21 protein-coding genes and 1 pseudogene are annotated in these 20,051 nt (G+C 53.4%); 8 read left to right on the top strand and 14 right to left on the bottom strand.

Annotation, left to right across the window (positions count from 1 at the left end; genetic code table 11):
* The first annotated feature begins 1 nt into the window (after position 1).
* From mnmE to QET93_RS13230, 4 genes and pseudogenes are all read left to right on the top strand, one after another.
* A complete protein-coding gene (gene mnmE / locus QET93_RS03880; protein ID WP_280132032.1) occupies positions 2-1,345 on the top strand; it encodes a tRNA uridine-5-carboxymethylaminomethyl(34) synthesis GTPase MnmE in 1,344 nt (447 codons plus the stop codon).
* Positions 1,346-1,622: 277 nt separating this feature from the next.
* Positions 1,623-3,644, top strand: coding sequence for a DUF2075 domain-containing protein (locus QET93_RS03885; protein WP_280132031.1), 2,022 nt, complete (start codon positions 1,623-1,625; stop codon positions 3,642-3,644).
* 167 nt (positions 3,645-3,811) lie between these two features.
* Positions 3,812-4,174, top strand: a pseudogene (locus tag QET93_RS13225) (pyridoxamine 5'-phosphate oxidase family protein); the annotation flags it as partial.
* A 21-nt stretch (positions 4,175-4,195) separates the two neighbouring features.
* Positions 4,196-4,483: a zinc ribbon domain-containing protein gene (locus QET93_RS13230; protein WP_345786071.1), complete on the top strand. Its 288-nt coding sequence runs from the start codon at positions 4,196-4,198 to the stop codon at positions 4,481-4,483.
* 27 nt (positions 4,484-4,510) lie between these two features.
* On the opposite strand, the gene QET93_RS03895 is transcribed toward QET93_RS13230, so the two are convergent.
* The 7 genes from QET93_RS03895 to QET93_RS03925 all read right to left on the bottom strand — a co-directional run bounded on the left by QET93_RS03895 (position 4,511) and on the right by QET93_RS03925 (position 10,969).
* On the bottom strand, positions 4,511-5,662 hold the full coding sequence (locus QET93_RS03895; RefSeq protein WP_280132029.1) for a DUF5009 domain-containing protein: 1,152 nt from the start codon (positions 5,660-5,662) through the stop codon (positions 4,511-4,513).
* A 13-nt stretch (positions 5,663-5,675) separates the two neighbouring features.
* The gene (locus QET93_RS03900; protein ID WP_280132028.1) at positions 5,676-7,667 is read right to left on the bottom strand and encodes a hypothetical protein; all 1,992 of its coding nucleotides are present in this window, start codon (positions 7,665-7,667) and stop codon (positions 5,676-5,678) included.
* Positions 7,668-7,777: 110 nt separating this feature from the next.
* The gene (locus tag QET93_RS03905; protein ID WP_280126965.1) at positions 7,778-8,050 is read right to left on the bottom strand and encodes a GNAT family N-acetyltransferase; all 273 of its coding nucleotides are present in this window, start codon (positions 8,048-8,050) and stop codon (positions 7,778-7,780) included.
* Between the two features lie 36 nt (positions 8,051-8,086).
* The gene (locus tag QET93_RS03910) at positions 8,087-8,548 is read right to left on the bottom strand and encodes a hypothetical protein (RefSeq protein WP_280126966.1); all 462 of its coding nucleotides are present in this window, start codon (positions 8,546-8,548) and stop codon (positions 8,087-8,089) included.
* A 30-nt stretch (positions 8,549-8,578) separates the two neighbouring features.
* Positions 8,579-9,835 carry an acetylornithine/succinylornithine family transaminase gene (locus QET93_RS03915; RefSeq protein WP_280126967.1) on the bottom strand — a complete coding sequence of 419 codons (1,257 nt, stop codon included), beginning with the start codon at positions 9,833-9,835 and terminating at the stop codon, positions 8,579-8,581.
* A gap of 67 nt (positions 9,836-9,902) precedes the next feature.
* Complete coding sequence (locus tag QET93_RS03920) at positions 9,903-10,199, bottom strand: acylphosphatase (RefSeq protein ID WP_280126968.1); 297 nt, start codon at positions 10,197-10,199, stop codon at positions 9,903-9,905.
* Positions 10,196-10,969 (bottom strand): endonuclease/exonuclease/phosphatase family protein, encoded by a 774-nt coding sequence (locus tag QET93_RS03925; RefSeq protein WP_280126969.1) that lies wholly within the window; start codon positions 10,967-10,969, stop codon positions 10,196-10,198. Before QET93_RS03925 ends, QET93_RS03920 begins: the two co-directional genes overlap by 4 nt.
* 160 nt (positions 10,970-11,129) lie before the next feature.
* Here QET93_RS03925 and QET93_RS03930 point away from each other — a divergent pair, with 160 nt between their 5' ends.
* Entirely contained in the window at positions 11,130-12,317 is a 1,188-nt protein-coding gene (locus QET93_RS03930; protein ID WP_280132027.1) for an MFS transporter, read from the top strand.
* Between the two features lie 186 nt (positions 12,318-12,503).
* Here QET93_RS03930 and rpsF read toward each other — a convergent pair whose 3' ends face one another.
* The 6 genes from rpsF to QET93_RS03960 all read right to left on the bottom strand — a co-directional run bounded on the left by rpsF (position 12,504) and on the right by QET93_RS03960 (position 17,478).
* The gene (gene rpsF / locus QET93_RS03935; RefSeq protein ID WP_280126971.1) at positions 12,504-12,869 is read right to left on the bottom strand and encodes a 30S ribosomal protein S6; all 366 of its coding nucleotides are present in this window, start codon (positions 12,867-12,869) and stop codon (positions 12,504-12,506) included.
* Between the two features lie 56 nt (positions 12,870-12,925).
* Positions 12,926-14,203, bottom strand: a complete 1,278-nt coding sequence (hemL, locus tag QET93_RS03940; protein ID WP_280126972.1) for a glutamate-1-semialdehyde 2,1-aminomutase — start codon at positions 14,201-14,203, stop codon at positions 12,926-12,928.
* Between the two features lie 95 nt (positions 14,204-14,298).
* Positions 14,299-14,625 (bottom strand): cupin domain-containing protein, encoded by a 327-nt coding sequence (locus QET93_RS03945; protein ID WP_280132026.1) that lies wholly within the window; start codon positions 14,623-14,625, stop codon positions 14,299-14,301.
* 123 nt (positions 14,626-14,748) lie between these two features.
* The gene (gene rpsU, locus QET93_RS03950) at positions 14,749-14,994 is read right to left on the bottom strand and encodes a 30S ribosomal protein S21 (RefSeq protein ID WP_280126974.1); all 246 of its coding nucleotides are present in this window, start codon (positions 14,992-14,994) and stop codon (positions 14,749-14,751) included.
* 99 nt (positions 14,995-15,093) lie between these two features.
* On the bottom strand, positions 15,094-16,176 hold the full coding sequence (locus QET93_RS03955) for a hypothetical protein (RefSeq protein ID WP_280126975.1): 1,083 nt from the start codon (positions 16,174-16,176) through the stop codon (positions 15,094-15,096).
* 78 nt (positions 16,177-16,254) lie between these two features.
* Positions 16,255-17,478, bottom strand: coding sequence for a KamA family radical SAM protein (locus QET93_RS03960; RefSeq protein WP_280126976.1), 1,224 nt, complete (start codon positions 17,476-17,478; stop codon positions 16,255-16,257).
* A gap of 156 nt (positions 17,479-17,634) precedes the next feature.
* On the opposite strand from QET93_RS03960, the gene QET93_RS03965 reads away from it, so the two are divergent.
* Complete coding sequence (locus QET93_RS03965) at positions 17,635-17,964, top strand: hypothetical protein (protein WP_280126977.1); 330 nt, start codon at positions 17,635-17,637, stop codon at positions 17,962-17,964.
* A 60-nt stretch (positions 17,965-18,024) separates the two neighbouring features.
* On the opposite strand, the gene mazG is transcribed toward QET93_RS03965, so the two are convergent.
* A complete protein-coding gene (gene mazG / locus QET93_RS03970; RefSeq protein WP_280132025.1) occupies positions 18,025-18,840 on the bottom strand; it encodes a nucleoside triphosphate pyrophosphohydrolase in 816 nt (271 codons plus the stop codon).
* An 87-nt stretch (positions 18,841-18,927) separates the two neighbouring features.
* Here mazG and QET93_RS03975 point away from each other — a divergent pair, with 87 nt between their 5' ends.
* Both QET93_RS03975 and QET93_RS03980 read left to right on the top strand, forming a co-directional pair.
* Positions 18,928-19,236: a hypothetical protein gene (locus QET93_RS03975; RefSeq protein ID WP_280132024.1), complete on the top strand. Its 309-nt coding sequence runs from the start codon at positions 18,928-18,930 to the stop codon at positions 19,234-19,236.
* Positions 19,237-19,274: 38 nt separating this feature from the next.
* The gene (locus tag QET93_RS03980) at positions 19,275-20,024 is read left to right on the top strand and encodes a ComF family protein (protein ID WP_280132023.1); all 750 of its coding nucleotides are present in this window, start codon (positions 19,275-19,277) and stop codon (positions 20,022-20,024) included.
* Positions 20,025-20,051 lie beyond the last annotated feature (27 nt).

Genomic DNA, 20,051 nt, shown 5'->3' on the forward strand with positions numbered 1-20,051 from the left:
CATGATCGGAGAATCGACGATTGCCTCACTGGCAAGCCCCGTTGGGCAGGGAGCCCTGTCCGTGATCCGCATGAGCGGAGGCGATAGCCTTGCCGTATTGCGCCGCTGTGCCCGCCTGCCGGAACAGGTGGAAGCCCGCCGCGTGATGCTGACGGATATTCGCGATGAACAGGGCGATTCTATCGATCAGGTGCTGGCCGTCTGGTTTCGTGGGCCTGCCAGTTACACCGGAGAAGACCTCGTTGAAATCTCCTGCCACGGCGGCATGCTGGTAACGCGCCGCGTGCTGGAACGCCTGTACTCCTGTGGAGCCATTCCCGCCGAACCGGGAGAATTCACCCGCCGTGCCTTCATGAACGGCAAGATGGATCTTACGCAGGCGGAAGCCGTCATGGATGTAATCTCCGCCGGGAGTGACCTGGCCCTCAAGGCGGCTCGCGAGCAGTTGGATGGAGCCATCGGGCTCGCTGCTACAGCGATGATGGACAAATTGATCCACGTGACCGCCCACGTCGAAGCCTACATCGACTTCCCGGACGAAGATATATCCCCCGATACCGTTGATTCCCTGACGGGCAGCCTGAAGGAAATCCGCGAAGGCATGGAACGCCTGCTCCGCACCGCCGATCAGGGGCGGCTTTTCCGTGAAGGAGTCCGCACTGCCATCGTCGGCGAACCGAATGTCGGCAAATCCAGCCTCTTGAATGCCCTGCTGGGCTACGAACGCGCCATCGTCAGCGATGTGCCGGGGACAACGCGCGACACCGTCGAAGAATCCATTCAGGTCGGCGGCCTTGCCCTGCGGCTCATCGACACCGCTGGCGTCCGCGAATCCACCGACGCCATCGAACGCGCCGGTATCGAGCGCACGGGACGCGCCGTGTCTGGGGCAGATTTGATTCTGGAAGTCGTCGATTCCTCCCGTCCTGCAAGCACAGCTGATATCGTGCAAGGCGGAGAAGGCATCCCCCGCATCCTCGTCCTCAACAAGTGCGACCTTCCGGAAGATCCGGCATGGTCCGGCGTGCCGGGCGTCCGTTTCTCCTGCACCTCCGGCATGGGCCGCGACGACTTGGAACAAGCCCTCTGGCAAGCCTTCGCCGACCGTTTCCCATCATCTGAAGGCGCAGGCCTGGCCTCCATCAATGCCCGCCACCAAAGCGCCCTGAAACGCAGTGCCGAAGCCCTCGCCCGCGCCGAATCCTCCCTGTTGGCCGGAGACAGCCCCGAATTCACAGCCGTCGAACTGCGCGATGCCCTCGATTCCCTCGGCGAACTTACTGGTCGCGTCGATACCGAAGATATCCTAGGCGCCATTTTCTCCTCCTTCTGCATCGGGAAGTGATCCATTATCACCCTTCTGTCTCGCTACAATAACAACTTCCTATCGTGTGCCTTGGTGTGTAAGCTTGTTTATAATGAAGATGGATAGGATAATAAGAAGACATAGAAGAAAAAGGATTCAAGTAAACGCGATTAGCAATACACGAGGATGTTTAGGTAAAGTTAAGTACTGCACTTTTCGCAAAATATATTCAGCTTCAGAAGTGAGACATTAACACGATAGTGCCAATAATGCTAGTAGCTTTTTCATCGCTTAAAGATTAGAAAATTAATAATATATGCGTCACTACTACCACAATACAATAACAGCATTCCTTAATCAACCGCTTGATGCGATTTGGTTACAATTGACTGCTGTTGGGCGTGGAGATTTGCTCAATACTCAAAAGCAAGCCTGGGCGGAGCAGATAAAAATACTTAAAACGCATCTTACCGGATTCACAGGTGATATATTCTTTGAATATTCAATTCCTCGTATGGGGAAACGTATCGACGCCGTGCTGCTGATTGATGGGATTGTGTTTGTGGTGGAATTTAAGGTTGGATCCGAGGAGTTTACTGGGGCAGATATTAATCAGGTTTGGGACTATGCACTCGATTTGAAATACTTTCACGAGGAGAGTCATCACCTACCAATTATTCCGATTCTTGTTTCTACAAATGCTAAGGAGAACGATATTTTACTCTTTCAGTATGATGACCAAATAGTACGTCCAATATTGAGTAATGGCGACAATATAGCAACCATTATTCGACAGTCGCAATTGGTTTTCCCTCCGACATACATAGACAACTATTTGTGGAGTATTAGTCGTTATGCACCAACGCCAACAATTATTGAGGCAGCACAGGCTCTCTATAAAAACCACTCAGTGAAGGATATTTCACGCTCCGATGCAGATAATCTCACTGATACGAGTGATTATATTTTTAAGGTAATTGAGCGGGCTAAGGCCGAACATAATAAGGTTATATGCTTTGTTACGGGGGTGCCCGGAGCAGGCAAAACACTTGTTGGGCTCAACATATCGACTCAAAGTGCAAGTAAAGAGGGTGTAAATGCGGTCTATCTGTCGGGTAATGGCCCATTAGTGAAAATTTTGGTTGAGGCATTGACTCGTGATAAGATTCGTCAACTCAAAGAGAAAGGTGAGAAGTGTACAAAAAAAGAGGTAGAGCAAGAGGTAAAATCTTTTATTCAGAATGTCCACCACTTCCGTGATGCTTGTTTGGAGGGTACAATTATTAAGAATGGTGAGATTGTTGCCGATTTGGAGTATTTTCGGAGCGAGAAAAATAGAGATAAATCATACGCTCCGATTGACCACATAGCGATTTTCGATGAGGCGCAACGTGCTTGGACCAAAGATATGACGGCTGACTTTATGCGCCGTAAAAAGAATCGTCTGGGCTTCCCATATTCCGAGCCGGAGTTCTTGATTTCGTGTATGGATCGCCACAAAGATTGGGCGTTGATTGTTTGCCTTGTTGGTGGCGGTCAGGAGATCAACACAGGTGAGGCAGGTATTAGCGAGTGGATAGCATCAATAAATAATCACTTCAAAGATTGGCACGTGCATATCTCTTCACGTTTGACGGACAAAGAGTATGCGGAAGGCGAATCGTTGAATCTACTTGCTGATCATCCAAATGTATATATAACTGATGAACTACATCTAGCCGTTTCGCTACGCAGTTTTAGAGCCGAAAAGCTATCGCTGTTTGTACATCAGCTTTTGGATATGGACAAGGAGGGGGCTTCGGAGACACTCAAAGAGCTAACTAAATATCCGATAGTGTTGACACGTGATGTCAAAAAAGCCAAACGATGGATCAAGGAGCGTGCTCGAGGAAATGAACGTTATGGTATTATCGTTTCGTCACAGGCTTATCGTTTGCGGCCATTGGCAATTGATGTACGTGTGAAGCCTGATCCTGTGCACTGGTTCCTATCTGATAGAGAAGACATCCGTTCATCATATTGCATGGAAGATGTTGTAACGGAATTTGATATTCAAGGTTTGGAATTGGACTATACTTGTGTCGTATGGGACGGAGATTTTCGCTTTAAGCATGGTGATTGGGGGACATATTCATTTGTGGGTAACAAATGGCAAAATATTAAGAAAGAGGATCGCAAGATGTACCTAAAGAATGCCTATCGAGTTCTGCTGACTCGTGCTCGGCAAGGGATGGTTATCGTAGTGCCACATGGCGATCTGGAAGATCACACGCGCAAACCAGAATATTACGACTCGACGTATAAATACTTGAAATCAATAGGATTAGAAGAAATTTAATTTCATCGATTGTATAGACAAGCGAACTTAAAAAATATCGATTGTAAAAACAAGATTTTTCTAATTCGATAACTTACTGTTAAATGCCAATTTTTTTTATGGTCGACAAACTATACACCAATTCGTGGTTGCCATGAGTTGGTGAGAACTGTTACCCTCATCCCATTATGAATATTGAAGAAAAGGCGGTTCAGATCGTTGCGGCGGCTCAGATTATTACGGTGGCATCTATTGACGAAAATGGCTATCCGCGTCCGGTTGCCATGGTGAAACTGAAGGTTGAGGATGGAGCGATTTATGTGTCAACGGGAGCCAGTTCTGCAAAAACGGCTCACTTCAAGGCTAATCCCAAGGCCGGGATTTCGATTGTGCATGGCGGCGACAGTATCGTTTATACGGGCAGGATGGAGATTGTGGCGGATGAGGCTGTGAAGCGTTCGCTTTGGGGGGACTGGATGCTTGAGCATTTCCCCCGTGGTGTGGAAGATCCTGAGTATTGCGTGCTTAAATTTACGCCGGAAGCAACGACGTACTGGATTGATAATGTGTTTATGAAGGGGCAGAAGTATTTGAATCTGTTCTGCCAGAGTTGCGGAATGCCCATGCATTCTGCCGACCAGTTCGGAACGGATAAAGACAGTTCCGCCAATCGGGACTATTGCTGCTATTGCTACAAAGACGGAGAGTTTGTGCAGGATTGTTCCATGGAAGGCATGATCGAACATTGCATCAAGTATCTTGATGAGTTTAACGCTTCCAGTGGTACTCAACTCTCAAAAGACGAGGCTATTGCTGAAATGAGAAAGTATTTTCCGCGGCTGAAAAGATGGGCAAAGTAAACAGTAGCTATTGAAATATGGAGATGATCAGATTTTGATGTAGATCTTCCTTTTGTCCATCCAGGCGAGAATGAGCCACTTGATGAGGAAGGTGGCGAGAGAGAGGATGGGCCATTTCATTGCGGGCCAGATATCGGCAATGCCGATGAATAGATGGTTGGCGATGGAGTTGAAGTTGACAAGAGACTGGGCCAGGTAGATGAAGAGGGCGTTCATGCCGACGACTTTGAAGGGGTAGGCTAGTTTGTGCCATTTCAGGATGTCGAAGAGGAAATAGGCTGTGGCGAAGGCAAGAAGGCTCCAGCCGCTGGCGATTAGGTCGAAGCTGGAAGACCAGATGGATTTGATCGCCGGGTAGAAGCTCCAATGCATGGCGTAACCGGCGATCAGGCAGACGGCTCCGGCTCCGAGGAGGCTCCATGCTTTCTTACCGGGCTTTGCTGAGGAGTTGACCAGGAAGTTGCCTACGAGGTAGCCACCCAGGGCTACGGCGATGGCGGAGACAATGCACAGGATGCCTTCGGGATCCATGACTCCGCCGTGGAGGGAGCCGGGAAGAATAGCCCGGTCGATGATGGCGTTGATGCTTCCTTCGCGGTCAAGGGTGCCTATGTTGAGTTGGAGGCAACCGATGAGGACGAGGATGCCGGCGAGAATGCCTGCAAGCCACGGTATTTTTTTCACCCACAGGGCAAGGAGTCCGGCGCATGCTCCGGCAATGCCGATGAGGCCGAGGACGGAGGCAAATCTCCAGTCTGAACAGGGAAGTTCAAGAGGACCGTTGACGATGATGCCGAGACAGGCCAGGATGAGGGCACGTTTGATGAGGTGCCATGAGGCCTTTTTTCGCGAGGCTCCGTTTTGGTGCATTTTCCGGATGGAGAAGGCCATGGAGATGCCGGATATGAATAGGAATAGTGGGAAAATCAGGTCGTAGGCATGGATACCCTCCCAGTGGCAGTGCCGGAATTGCGTAGCCAATGTAGTCATGGCGGAGGCTCCGTGAAAAACGGGGGCCAATGCGTGCACAATGGCGTCCAGACCGATGATGCACATCATGTCGAGTCCGCGTAAGGCATCTAGTGAAAGAAGACGTTGTTGACTGGATGTCTGTTGCGTATTTTTGTCGTTCATGCCGGCGTGGAGTTTTCTATCGGAGAGCGGAATAGAGGAGGACATCGTGTGTAATGTCCTAGGGGAGGGTGATGGAGTGAGGGATTCCTTCCTTCCTGGTTTGATCGTAGAGACTGGTACCGTTCATATCTGAAACAAGAACTCGGATGCCGTCCTTGGTGCGTTCCAGAGCGATATTGAAGGATGAGCCGAAGGCTTTGATGTTGCTCAATGCAGCTTTATTCCAGGTTTTGGGCAGGCGAGGCAGGGAGGAGAAACTCCGGAATCCTGTCGGAGTTATGCCGAAGAGTCCTTCCGTAAAGATACGGCAGTAGAGGCCGCTTTCCGCGGAGAGGTGGCTTTGGTTGGCTTCCGGCCAAGCCTCAATGGCGTAGGGAACGTGTTTACCGAGAAGTCGTTCGCGCGAATAGTCGAGGAGTTTGGGCAGAGCCCGATCCTGTAGGCCGACGGCGAAAATCCCTCGGAACGCGTATAGGGCGGAGCGATCCCAGTAGGTTGTGGTGCCGGAGGCGGTCAGCATGCCGTTGCCGAACCAGAGGCGCGGGGAGAAGAGGGCATCGACAGTTGCCTCGGCTCTGTCATCCATGCCGATGACGAGAGGCATGCAGATCCAACTTCGTAGAACATCGTTTGTCTCGTAGTATTTGTAGGTTGCAAATCCTTCTACGGTATCTTCAAAGTATTTTTTGATGGCTTGTTTGAGTTCGGCTGCTTCCCGGTTGTATTCTTCCGGTTTGGGAGAGGATGGGGCGATGGCTTTCCAAAGGTTGGCTGCGGTGATGAGGGCGTCGTAGTAGAGGATATTGGTGCAAAGGTTGGCCTTGCCGCTGGGAAAACGGCCTTCCAGTTCGTCGCTGTCGGAAGTAACGACTCCTTCCGGTGTTTTATGGCGGCGGCAGTATTCCAGGCTCCAGTCGATTAGGGGGAGGAGTTCCTTCCCCCAGCCTTTGTTGCCGGAAGCCAGGGCGAACCTGGACGCTCCATAGGCGAGCATAGCCTGGTCTCCACGGTCTCCGGCTCCGTTCCAAGTGCCGTCTCCCTCGGCGATGATGGAGGAGGGAATGCTTTTGAATTCCGGATTCATGTATTGAGCGAACATGCGGTAGCACGTCATGGCGCTTTCATTGCCTAGCATATTGCCCAGAAAGGGGAAGAACGGGTTGACGTATTCCGCTTGATCGTTGGTCCAGATGGCGGCCAGAAATTTGTTATATCCTCCGGGACCGTGCATGAGGCCGCCGCGTGTGCTGAAGATACTCTCCGTGGCACGGATTTTGGCAAATTGAAACATGCCGTCAAGGATGGGTTCCGGAGTCTTGAGGACGAGGGATTTTCTCATTTCATCCAGGAAAGCGCGGCGGGCGGCCAGTTCCGATTCGGGATTGTCGCAGTAGGGGGCTTCTTCTGCCAGTCGTGCCGCCCGAACCAGTGTGTAGATGCGTTTCCCTCCGGGCGCCAGAGTGAACTCTCCTTCTCCCAGGAGGGATTCTTCAACTTTGTAAATGCCGCGTGTTCCCGGTTGACTGTCCTGGGATTTACGCCAGGCAGGGATGCTGAGGAGGATGTTGCGGTTGGTCGTGTTACGCAATTCGATGATCTCAATGACGGCGGGAGCGGAAGAAGCGGGGAGAATTGTGCGTGTCGAAGCAATACCTTCCGGATGGCTGGATGTGACGGAAAAGATACCGTCGATACGCGTTTGGCTGACTTTGCCGGGACTGAGTGTTTTGCCGTCAATGAGCGGACGCGCCTCCGGAGCTTCCTTGAATCGCATATTGAAGGAAGCATGCGTGTTGTTGGGAATGGTTCGGAGCATAGGCCAGCGGATCCATTGAACGGAATTGAACGAACCGTCTTCTCCGACAGACCATTCCAGAATGAGATCGACAGACCTGCCGGACATGGCAAAGTGGTCTTTTCGACCGGGTTCCGGTGCGAGGCTTATAGAGTCTCCGTCGAGCGTCCACTGGGAAGGAGCGGATTCTGCCTGTGCCGGAAGCAAAAGGGTGCAAGAGGTGATGATGGCAAGGACGGATGGGAAAAATTTCATAGTTACGGCGGGGTTCCAGAGAAGGGTAAAATGTAAGTAATAATACGTACATTCACCGTGGTACCTTGCAAGATACCGTAACTTTATACGGGTAATTTTTTAAAGGAAGTTTACCGGCTTGCGATATATTCCGGATGGCGTTTCAGCCATATGGCTGCATAGGAACAGGAACCGTAGGGAAGAAGTCCTTGATCCAGGGCATAGTCGTATGCCGCTTTAACGAGGTCGGCGGCGATGCCCCTGCCTTCCAGGGGGGGAGGAACCAATGTGTGGACAATGTCCAGATAGCCATGGCCGATTTCGTATTCCACGAAGGCAGTGGTATCTTCCTGATGGAGCTCGAATCGATGGCGGGAAGGAATATGGATGATGTCTGTGTTCATGGGTCAATGTTTATTCTTGAACGGCCTTTCAGACATTCAGCGGGAAAGATCTTCCTGGTAGAGGACTCGGATACCGCTTGTATTAAGCGTGGAACGGGCGAAGACGGGGTCTTCTACATGGATGGCAACCATGGAAGTTCCGTCCCTGAAGGGGAGTAAAGGATAGAGGAAATCGACGTTTGTTTCCGCCCGGAACAGGGATTCGAGGCAGTTACGGAGATCGATTGCTCCCCGGCGGAGAGCCACGACAATCATTTCGCAGGAGGTGAAACCGATTCCACGTTCCAGAAACAGGGCAACGGCATGTTCCGGATCGCTGAGGATCATGCGGATGATCGTGACTTCCTGGCTGTCTACCGTGCTGCATCCCAGGCAGAGGATACCGTGGGATTCCAGCAGGCAGAGCAGGGCGGAAAACGTGCCAGCCCTGTTGTCGAGCATGACTGAGAACTGGCGGACGGGATTTCCGGGGAGTTGAACCATAGGATCGTCAATCATGGAGGGTTGGGGCGTTGAGTTTAGATGAGATCAGATACCGAATTGTTTGAGTGTTCTCCGGATGATGGATAGAGCTTGCTCCACTTCGTCGTCGGTGACGTTGAGAGGCGGTAGAAGGCGTACGGTACTGGGACCGGCCGGAACGGAGAGGAGTCCTTCTTTTCGCAAGGCTTCGACAACGATGGCCGCAGGTGTTTTGCCTTCTTCGGCGGGGATAATATCCGTGTTCAAGCCGATGCCGATGAGTAGTCCGAGCCCCCGGCTTTCCGTGATAATGGGCAAGTTCCAGGATTCGATTTCATGGCGGATTTCATCTCCGAGCTTTTTAGCCCGTTCGGGCAGGTTTTGCCCGATGATTTCTTTCAGCACGGTAAGAGCCACCGTGGAACAAAGGGGATTGCCTCCATAAGTGGAACCATGGGAACCGGGATCCATGATGGAGGAGAGTTCCGTGCCTTTTCCGTCCATGATGCGGTCACTGATCCAGAATGCGCCGATGGGGACACCCCCCCCAAGAGCCTTGGCCCAGGAGACTCCGTCCGGTCGGACATCGGGGTTGACGGCCCGCCAAGCCATGATGTCTCCGCAGCGTCCGAAGCCGCACTGGACTTCGTCTATGAGTAGGAGCAGGTCATGTTCCCGGCAGAGGTCGGAAATCCCTTCGAGGAACTCGGGGGTGCAAGGGTTGACTCCGCCTTCTCCCTGGACGGGTTCCAGCAGGATGGCGACGGTTTCCTTGCGGATGGCATTGCGGGCGGCTTCGAGATCGTTGAAGGGCAGGTAGCGGAAACCGGCGAGCATCGGGTCGAATTCCTTCTGGATTTTTGCTTGTCCAGTTGCCGCCATGCTGCCGAGAGTCCTCCCGTGGAAGGATTGGTGGAAGGTGAGGACCTCATACCGGGGCGAGCCGTCGTCCGCAGGTTTGCGATGGCCATACCGGCGTGCAGTTTTGATTAGTCCGTCGTTGGCTTCGGCGCCGCTGTTGGAAAAGAAGACCTTGCCCGGAGTTTGCGTGCACTTGTTGACAATGAATTCAGCGAGATCGGCCTGCTGGGGGATACGGTAGAGGTTAGAACAGTGAACGAGGGTTTCAGCCTGTTTTTGAAGGGCTTTTGTGACACTTGGGTAGCAATGCCCCAGGGCGCAGACAGCGATCCCGGCACAAAAATCAAGATAGCATTTGCCCTCACTGTCCCAAAGTCGGGAGCCTTCTCCGCGAACGATGGACATGGGAAATCTCCCATAGCTGTGCAATACGTACTTGTCGAATTTTTCTTCAGTGTTCATAGGATCGATTAGAGTTCGTTAGGTTCAAGGAGGGATGAAGGTCCTGAATGTTGTGTAAAATCAAAAGTTAGAACCTTTCAATGCGAAAGTGGGTCAGTGAGGCATCGGGCATGGCTGGATGACGGACGATATCGTCAATGAGGCGAGCCAGGCGGGATTCAGTTGCCAGCTGCCTCAGATATTGTGACAGGGCCGTTTCCGGACCTTGGACGAACATGCGAACGGTGCCGTCGGGTTCATTGCGTACCCAGCCGCTGATTTCCGGGAATGAACGCGCTATCTCATACGAGGTGTAGCGGAATCCTACTCCTTGAACGATTCCATGGAAGACAATTTCCAAAGCCTGGATTGATCCATCGCTCATGGCTGGGTGTGGGAAAGAGTGGCCTTGACGAGTACGGGACGGTGATCCGATGCCACGGGTTCGGTGATGACTTCTGTCGATTCGACCTTGCAGGTTACGTCTTTGTGGGTAAAGCAGCAGATGTAGTCGATAAGCTCTTTAGGGGCGTTGGCCGGGAAGGAAGGAACCTCTGTGGAATTGAGGATCGTGAAGTGGCGGGTGAGTTCTTTTCCTTGGGGCGAGCCGGGGTGCAGATTCAGGTCTCCCGAGAAAATGACGGGTTTGTCGTACGTTGCCGCTTCGCGGGCTATTATCTGGAGTGACGTGCTCTGATCTTCCGGCGTCAGGGATAGGTGCGTGGCAAACTGGACGAAGTCTTTGAATTCCAAGATGAGCAGAACGCGTTTCTCTTCACGTCCAGGCAGCGGGATGCGCCGTACGCCTTGCGGTTGTTCCTTGGAAAGAACGCCGATGCCGTAGGCTCCTCCCTGGTAATCGATGGCTTTGGCGTAGGTGGGATGCAAACCGGTTTGTTCCGCCAATTCCTGCAGAAAGTCCCGTTGACCGTTCCTCTGTGTTTTGCAATCCAGTTCCTGAATGGCAATGACGTCGGGATTGGCCTTTTTGATTGTTTCGGCAATACGGGAGGGTTCCGTTTTGTTGTCGAGTCCCCGGCAATTCCGGATATTATAGCTCATCAGGGAGACGACGGATGAAGAGGCTTCCGCATAAGCCCCGGTTAAAAAAAGACCGGTGATCAGGGCAAGAATGGGAACAATTGCTTTTTTCATGGAAACTGGGCATTTATCATAGACTTTTTTTAGCAGAATACAGCCCAAAATTTATACTTTTGACGATTTAAGACGTTTTCTTATGACTAAGGGTGTCATGATGGCGGAATTCGCATTTGCTGAGGTTGATGCGTCAGAGTACTTTGCCCCGCACCGTTTCATGAAATCTTTGATCCACCAAGTTGTGCTGCTTTTGGCGGGGCTGTTGTTTCTGACAACTGTTTTTGCGACGCTGAACACGATTGTTCCTCTATGGCTATCGCATGATTCCATTCCGACCTGGCTGATCGGTATGGTAAGCGCTTCGTTTTTTGTTGGCAACTTGGCGGGGACGCTGCTTGCTGGGGAGATGATACCCCGGATGGGCTACAAGACCAGTTTTGTGATTTCCTGTCTCCTTTGCTTGGGGTCGACGGCGTGCCTCATTCCCGTTGGCGGTCTGGCCGGCTGGATGTCAGTCCGCTTTATTGCGGGCATTAGCTGTGCTTTGGTATGGGTTGTTGTAGAAAGCGCGTTGCTCCGGTTGGGGACAAACAGCACGCGGGGAGGTCTTCTGGCCGCTTACATGGTGGTTTACTATATAGCTACGGTATTGGGACAGTTGCTGGTAACGGTACTGCCTGACGACCGGATGCGGGCGTCTTTGTGGATCGTTGCGATTGGAGTTGCTTCCCTGTTACCTATCGTGGTGTTGCGCTGCGGTCCTCCGGATCCTCCGAGGCCTTTCGCTACGATATGGGCGATGCTTTTTCGCAAGCGTCCTCGCCTGAGTGTACTGGGAAGCGTTATTTCCGGTATTGTTCTGGGTTCGATCTACGGATTGATGCCGCTCTTTCTCGTCCACAAAGGGATGTCCAACACGTGGGTCGGATACTGGATGGCGTTGCTGATTGGTGCCGGCATTGTCGGACAATGGCCTTTCGGGCGCATGGCTGACGTCAAGGGCAGGTACTATGTGTTGAAATTGCAATCCTGGTTGATTATTGCGGCGTGCCTTCTTTTGGCCCTGGACATCTGGCTGGGGGTAGCGCTGGTCATCCTTGGATGTGCGAGTTTTTCCCTTTATCCGGTAACGCTGACTCTTGGTTGCGACCGTCTTCCCAAGGAATACCTTGTGCCGATGAATCAGACCTTGTTGCTGAGTTTCACGGTGGGAAGCCTTGCCGGTCCGATGGGGACGTCATCCATGATGGAGCAGTTTTCCGATGCTATGATGCCGGTTTGCATGGCTGTGATGGCAGGATTGTATCTGATGATCCTGATTGTCCATGGGCGTCGGCAGGGAAGACCGGCTTTGCCGGCCCGGTTCAAGGGGATTTGGATGAAACGCCGTCATGGGATGCCATAAGGCAGGGGAGATACTGCCAGCTATGGTGGTGCGTGGTACTTATATTTACTCCGGACGGATACCTGTAATTTGGGGAATTGAAACGCCGCGTGTTTGTAAACGAGAAAAACCGTTCTGCGGACAAACCACAGAACGGTTAAAAAGCTAGGCTTGGCAAGGCGCCTCGGCAGGGTCTCGCCCTGAAAATCAGAGAGCCTTGTAGTACTGAAGATGGACGACAGGATTGATGCGGAGGTGTTCGCGGATGGGGCGAATGGCAGAGGGCTCGGCATCGAAGGTATAGGTGACGTACTGACCGGCCTTGAGGTGGTCGGACTCGTAAGCGAATTCGCGGCGGCCAACATTCTGGGTATCGGTGATTTGAGCCCCCAGGGAAGTCATTTCGCTGGCGATGTTCTTGATAAGTTCTTCAACCGGGAGTTCGGATCCCTTCATATTGAAAACGATAAGAGCTTCGTACTTTCTCATGATATTGTCGTTGTAAAATGATACGTGCAGATTCAAGCGCGTCTTGCGGTCGCGCAGGATGCACTTATTCAGGCGATAAGGCAAGCCCGTTTTTAAAAAATTTGACTGAAATACGCCGAAACAGCAAAGTTTTTAGAGGATTAGAGTGCCTTGAGGGCGATTTCGGCCGCACGGCAGGTGGCGTCGATGTCTTCTTCCGTATGGGCAAGGGAGATGAATCCTGTCTCGTAAGGGGAAGGGGCCATGTAGATCCCTTGTTCGAGCATGTTCCAGAAGTACTTTTTGTACATGGCTTTGTCGGCCATCATGGCATCCTGAAGGTTCAGGACGGGTCTGTCGGTGAAAAAGAGGCAGAACATGGAGCCGGAACGATGGAAGGTGAAAGAACGTCCGGCTACCTGCATGGCTTTCTTGAAACCTGCTTCAAGCCTGGCTCCCAGTTGTTCCAGGCGCACATATCCGTCCGTGCGTTCCAGTTCGTGGAGCTGGGCCAGCCCGGCGGCCATGGCGACAGGATTACCGGCGAGCGTTCCTGCCTGGTACACGGGGCCGAGTGGGGAAATGCAGTCCATGATGTCCGCTCGGCCTCCGAAGGCGCCGACGGGAAGCCCTCCGCCGATGACTTTGCCCATGCAGGTGAGATCGGGCGTGATTCCGTGGATTTGCTGGGCTCCGCCGGGGGCGACGCGGAAGCCGGTCATCACCTCGTCGAAAATGAGAACGGTACCGTATTCTTCCGTGATCGTACGGAGGAATTCCAGAAATCCATGTCGAGGCAGGTAGAAACCTGCGTTACCCGGGAAGGGTTCGACGATGATGGCGGCAATGTCGTCGCCGTACCGGACAAAGGCGTCTCGGACGGCCTCCCGGTCATTGTAGGGAACTGTGAGGGTCAACTGTGCGAACTCGCGAGGGACACCGGCGCTGTCGGGCTCGCCGAAGGTGAGGGCGCCGGAACCGGCGGAAACCAGAAGGGAATCGACATGCCCATGGTAGCAACCTTCGAATTTGAGAATTTTACGGCGTCCGGTATAGCCGCGTGCCAGACGGATGGCAGACATGGTTGCTTCAGTCCCGCTATTGACCATGCGTACTTTTTTGACAGAGGGGAACCAGCGGGTAACGGTCTCCGCCATATCCACTTCGATGGGAGTGGGGATACCGTAGCCCAATCCGCGATCGACAGCTTGGTGGACGGCGTCGAGGACGGCTTGAGGAGCATGGCCCAAAATGGCCGGTCCCCAGGTGCCCACGTAATCAATGAGATCCCGTCCATCGGCATCCGTGATGCGGGATCCTTTTGCGGAGCGTACGAAAAACGGATCTCCGTCTACATTGCGGAAAGCGCGGACAGGAGAATTGACGCCGCCGGGAATGACGGCTTTGGCGCGTTGGAAAAGCTGAGCGGAATGGGTCATGGCAGTGAAAAGAAGATTCCCGAGAAGGGTGAAAGGAATGGGCGAGGCAGTCAAGAACGATTCCCTTCTCTGTGGAAAGGAAGCATATTTCAGTTTTACTGACGGATGGAGATGCCGATCATGGAGAGGGGGCGGTCGGTCCGGTTCCAAATGGAGTGAGGGATGTGCCCCGGTACGGTGAAAGACGAATTCTGGACGACGATGGTTTCCTTCCCGTCCAAGAGGATGGTGGCTGTGCCGTCAACAACGATGAACAGGTGGGAGTGGAGGTGTGTATGCGGCGTATGGGGGCCTCCTCCCCCGGGTGAAATATAGGCAATAGCTCCGTCAATGATCTCCCCCTGTTCTCCGAAAAGTCTCTTGGCCAGGAAATGGATGTGGTCGGGCGGTGTTGTGTAGGTTGCCGGATTGTCACTCATCATATTGACGACAAAGATGGATTTATAGAGGCGGAGACAAAAAACAGAACGAGGACACCGCCGAAACGGTATCCTCGTAAAATTTTTGCCTGTAAGGCGGGATGGTTCTCCCGACCAGAGTCGGATTTAACCTTCGATGGGGGTGGTAGGAGCTTCGGATTCGGCGGGGGCTTCTTCGCGATTGCTGAAGCGCCATTTCACTTTGTAACGCTTGGCAGCGGAACGGGCCTTGCGGCGTTTTTCATCCATAGGGGTTTCAAAAGCACGACGGCGGCGCATCTCGTCAAGAATGCCTTCAACGTCGAGCTTGGTCTTGAGGCGCTTGAGAGCGCGATCGATAGGTTCTCCTTTTCTTACGGTAACTTCACGCATGATTAGTTCTTCCTTTTACTGATTGGTCGGGAATGGACGAACCGCATATCCTTTTCTGGTTCGTTGGTCAAGTTTTTTATGCTGTTGTGATGTAAATTTTTATAAGGCTGCGACGGCAGTCGGAGCGTATCCCAGGACTTCCAATTGCCAGTTAAGCAAGGCTTTTTTTCCGTTGTCTTCATTGTCCGCCATGGCTTCCAGGATGGAGCGCGAGGCGATGAAGGACGGCTCGATATCAAGTTTTTCAGCAACGGCGTTGCGTTTGGCGATCAAGCGTTCCAGGCGGGCGTCGAATTGTTCGCATTTCTGGCGTCGGGGGGCAAAGATTCGCTGCGGGTATTCATCCTCGTCGAGGAGGTAAAACTTTTGAACGGCGTCGATGAAGCGGGCTCTCCTGTGGCTGTGGAAGCGGGGGTGTGGCTGGACGGGGCTTTGATTCTGGAGTTCCTGGCTCCAGCGGATCAGGTCGGCGTTTGAGCAGACCATGAAGCTGGGTTTGTCCCAGACGGAGGCTTCCGCATCGCGCCACTGCCAGAGTTCGCGCAGAGCGGCGAGACCGCGACGGTTGAGTTTTCCGCATCCCTGGATGCGCCAGGGTTCCGGGTTGCCGCTTTTGAAGCGTTCCAAAGCACGATCCATATCGTGGCGGCATGTTTCCAAAAACCATTCGTAGCGTCCTTTTGCCTGAAGGGCTGCAGTGAGCTTGCCTGCCATGTCGAGCATGTAGTTGACGTCGTTGAGGGCGTAATCGAGCATGTTCTGGGGGAGCGGACGTTTGCCCCAGTCGGCTTTTTGCGAGGACTTGCTGAGTTTGACGTTGTAAAAATGTTCCACGAGGGCGGCAAGGCCGAACTGGCGGAAACCGAGCAGCCGGGCTGCAGTCTGGGTATCCAGGATCATGGCTGGAAGCGTGTTCCAGGCCTGGAGAAAGAGAGACATGTCGTAGTCGGCTCCATGCATCCAGACGGTAGTTTCCTTCAGCCAGTTGGAGAAGGGAAGCATGTCTTCGATCGATAGGGGGTCGATCATACACGAGTAGGAACTGTCCGCATACTGAATCAGGCAGAGTTTCTCGTGATAGCGATGGAGGCTGTCAGCCTCAAGGTCAAGAGCCACCTTGCCGTCAGGCTGCTGGAGGGCTCGTTCTTTCCATTCTAATAGCGCTTCCTTGTCAACGATCATTGTTCCGTACAAAGGCGCATTCAATCACGTCCCGCCTCCATGATCAATAAGGAAATTCCCGGAAGTTGGGATGGGGTGTTATTCCGGGTCGAGACTTGCGGTTGCAGAGGAGAGAATGTTGCGGATGAGCTTTTGCCGTTCATCTTTGGAGTGGGGCATTGGCTCGGGGTACGAAAATGGATCTCCCTTGTAGTTGCGCAGGGAGATGCCCCGGGCATCTCGGTCAAGGATGTAGTCGGGGTTGATGGGGATTTTTCCCCCCCCGCCGGGACCGTCGATGACATATTGCGGAACGGCGTAACCCGTTGTGTAACCGCGCAGCCGGGAAATGATATCGATGCCGGTCTGAAGGGAAGTCCTGAAATGGGAGGATCCCTTGATCAGGTCGCACTGGTAGAGATAGTAAGGCTTGACTCGGCACATCAGGAGTTTGTGGACGAGCTCCATCTGGATTTCCGGCGTGTCGTTGATGCCGCGTAGAAGGACGCTTTGGTTGCCCAGAGGGATGCCGGCATCTGCGAGCATGCCGGTTGCCCGGCGCGATTCCGCCGTCAATTCGCGCGGGTGGTTGGTGTGGATGGAGATAAACAGCGGTGCATGTTTCTTGAACATGGAACACAGGGATGGCGTAATCCTCTGGGGCAGGAAAATCGGAACGCGGGAACCGATGCGCAGAAACTCAATGTGAGGGATGGCACGAAGTTCCGTCAGGATGGCATCGAGTTTTTCTTCCGGCAAAAGGAGGGGGTCCCCTCCGGAAAGCAGGACGTCGCGTACTTGGGGAGTCCTGCGTAGATAATCCAGTGCTGCGGAAAGATCCAGAGAGAGGTGGTCGGGACCTACTCCCGAGACTCCGCGGGAACGGGTGCAGTGGCGGCAGTAGGACGCACAACGGTCAGTGACGATCATCAGGGCGCGGTCCGGATAGCGGTGAACGAGTCCCGGTACGACCATGTCATCGTCCTCGCCGCAGGGATCCTCCATTTCAGAAGGATCGGCGATGGCTTCATCCACGCGGGGGATAACCTGCCTCCTGATGGGGCACTCCGGATCATTCCGGTCGATGAGGGTAAAGAAGTACGGCGTAATGGACAATGCCAGGCGCGAGTGGGTGGCAAACAGGATGCCCGCACGTTCGTCGTCCGTCAGCGGCAGGAGTTCCTCCAGTTGGCGGAGGGTGCGGATGCTGTGACGCAGTTGCCATGTAGCATCATTCCACTGCACATCGGGAACATCTGCCCAAATTCCTCTCGGAAAGGATGGGAAACGGGCCGGTTGGGGTGTGGAAGGGTCCTGCGTCATAGGCAATTACACTGGCTATGGGTAACGATGTCTTGTTGGTAAGTCAAATATCCGTTGCGGCTTGTTGAATTGCTGACGGGGTCTCTGGCGGAAAAAATTGCGTTCACGTTCGTATTCGGGATTGATCATTCGTGCGGTTTCAGGCACTTAGCGGGCATGGAAGACGAAATGAATGAGGTGGAACGTAACCATGGAGACCAGCCCTTGCTCCTGCTCATGCAGCAGTGGGGGCTCGACAATCACGATCTTGTGACGGCTTCCATTGAGCAGCTGACTCATAAGCAGGTGCAACGTGCCCGTCAAGGCCGCCAATTGACCCTCAAGATGATGCAGAAGGTGACACGCGCCCTGAACGTGGCTATTTGGTCTCGTCTTTCTGCGGCTCAGAAGGAGGAGTTCATGGAATACATGCATAAGCATCTCTTCAACTATGCCAAAGGCTATGATCCGGTCTGGCAGGATCCGAACGATGAACTGAAGGGCTGAGTCCACTCTTTTCCATGGGGTGTCGCACGCGTTGCGGCAACCCCGAATGTTCCCGGTATTTCAGGAACGCAGGCTTTTCTTAACCTGTTGCCAGCAGGCTTCCATAGTGTCGAGGTCCGCCTCTCCGAGAGGCGTTCCCTGTTCGTTGAGTACATCCTCCATGAGGTTGAAGCGGGTCTCGAATTTACGATTGGTGGATGTCAGGGCGATTTCCGGATCGACACCGCGCTTGCGGCACAGGTTGACGACTGAGAAGAGAAGGTCTCCCAGTTCTTCCTGAACGCGGGGGTCATCGTCGGGATAGGCGAGGGTTTCTTCGCTTTCGGCCAGCTCCTCCCGGATTTTAGCGATGACACCGTCGGTGTCCGGCCAGTCGAATCCGGCTTTGGCGGCTTTCTTTTGCAGCTTTTTCGCCTTCAGAAGGGAGGGAAGTCCCTTGCCGACGCTGTCGAGGAAGTGTGCTTTCTCCGCCTTGCGCTCCTGGCGCTTGATCTGGTCCCACTGCGTTAACACTCCATCCGTGTCGCGGACCTGGCTGGCGGCAAAAACGTGGGGATGGCGTCTGACGAGCTTGTCATTCAATTCACAGGCGATGTCATCCAGATCGTACAATCCGTCCTCCCGGGCGATTTGTGCGTGGAAAACCACCTGGAGAAGGACGTCTCCCAATTCTTCCCTTAGGTGATTCCAGTCACCTTGCTGGATGGCATCGACGACTTCGTAAGATTCTTCAATCATCTCACCGATGATGGATTCGTGGGTCTGTTCCGCATCCCAGGGGCATCCTCCGGGCTCGCGTAAACGTTTCATGATGGAGCGCAGGCGTTCAAGTTGCCTGGCGGGTTCCTTGCAGGAAATCATTTCATCATCTGTCATGGCGGAATGTATCCTGCCGTGAACCGTTGCCGTTGCCCAGCAAAAATTCCTCTTTACCAAACGGCATTTGCTACGCAAAGTGTCTGCATGGAAGCCCACACATGGAAAGATAGGACGGAAGACGGCGTATTTGTTTACCGTGCCTGCCACCACGCCGGGAAATGGACGCTGGAATGTTCTCCGAAAGTCGGTCGCTCCCTGCGCGACGACGTCGAGTGGGTTCCCGTAGAAATGACCCGGGAACATTGGGAGACCCTGCGTGATATTCTATGGCGAAAATACCAGCGCAAACGTTGTCCCTGGGAATTTATCGAGAAGATCGACAAACTTCTCGAAGACATGCCCGGCACGCACGATAGCACCGGGATTGCTGCCGTGGAAGACGACGAATATTAGCTTTTCGGCAGTCTGGAATGATGCCTCAGGGCGTATTCATGCAATGGGCGGACGGGATTTGGCAGGATGTCTGCGGTTGGTTTTTTCCTTCGGTTTGTGCCATATGCGGCGACGGTCCTCTGCATCGGACGTGTCTGTGTTCTTCCTGCCGAGCTTCCCTGTCTATGGTCGAGGCTCCGATTTGTCCTCGTTGCGGGGAGCCTCTTGCCGGGGCCGTGGGAGAGGTCGGCAACTGTCCGTATTGCGGAGGCGGCAAAGTCCACTACGATTTTGCCAGATCCGCTTGCCTGAACAAGGATCACCTCAGGAGCCTCCTTCACGACTTCAAATACGCCGGGAAAATTCATTTTGCCGGAACCTTGGCAGGATTGATTGACGATCTATGGCACACATGCGACGACCGTCTGGCAGGGGAAGACTGGCTTTTGGTGCCTGTGCCCCTTCACCGCAGGAAATTGAAAAAACGCGGTTATAACCAGGCGGAAGAATTGGCCTTGATCTTGTCCCGCCTTCGTAAACTGCCGGTTTTGGATGCCCTGATGCGAGGGAAAGATAACGTCAGTCAGGCGAGCCTCGGCAGGAAGGAGCGCCTCCGTCACGTTCAGGAGCTCTATCACATGCGCCCGTCCGTCCTGCGCAAGGAACTCGTCAAAGACCGCGCTGTCCTCTTGATCGACGATATCATGACGACCGGGAGTACCGTGGACGTGTGTTCCCGCGTATTGAAAAAAGAAGGCCGTGCCCGTTGCGTCGGCGTCTTGACTGTTGCCCGGACGGTTAACACATGACTTTGCATTGACGCACCGGACTCTGAA

Origin of the sequence: Akkermansia sp. N21116, assembly GCF_029854705.2 — a bacterium.
Taxonomy (GTDB): domain Bacteria; phylum Verrucomicrobiota; class Verrucomicrobiia; order Verrucomicrobiales; family Akkermansiaceae; genus Akkermansia.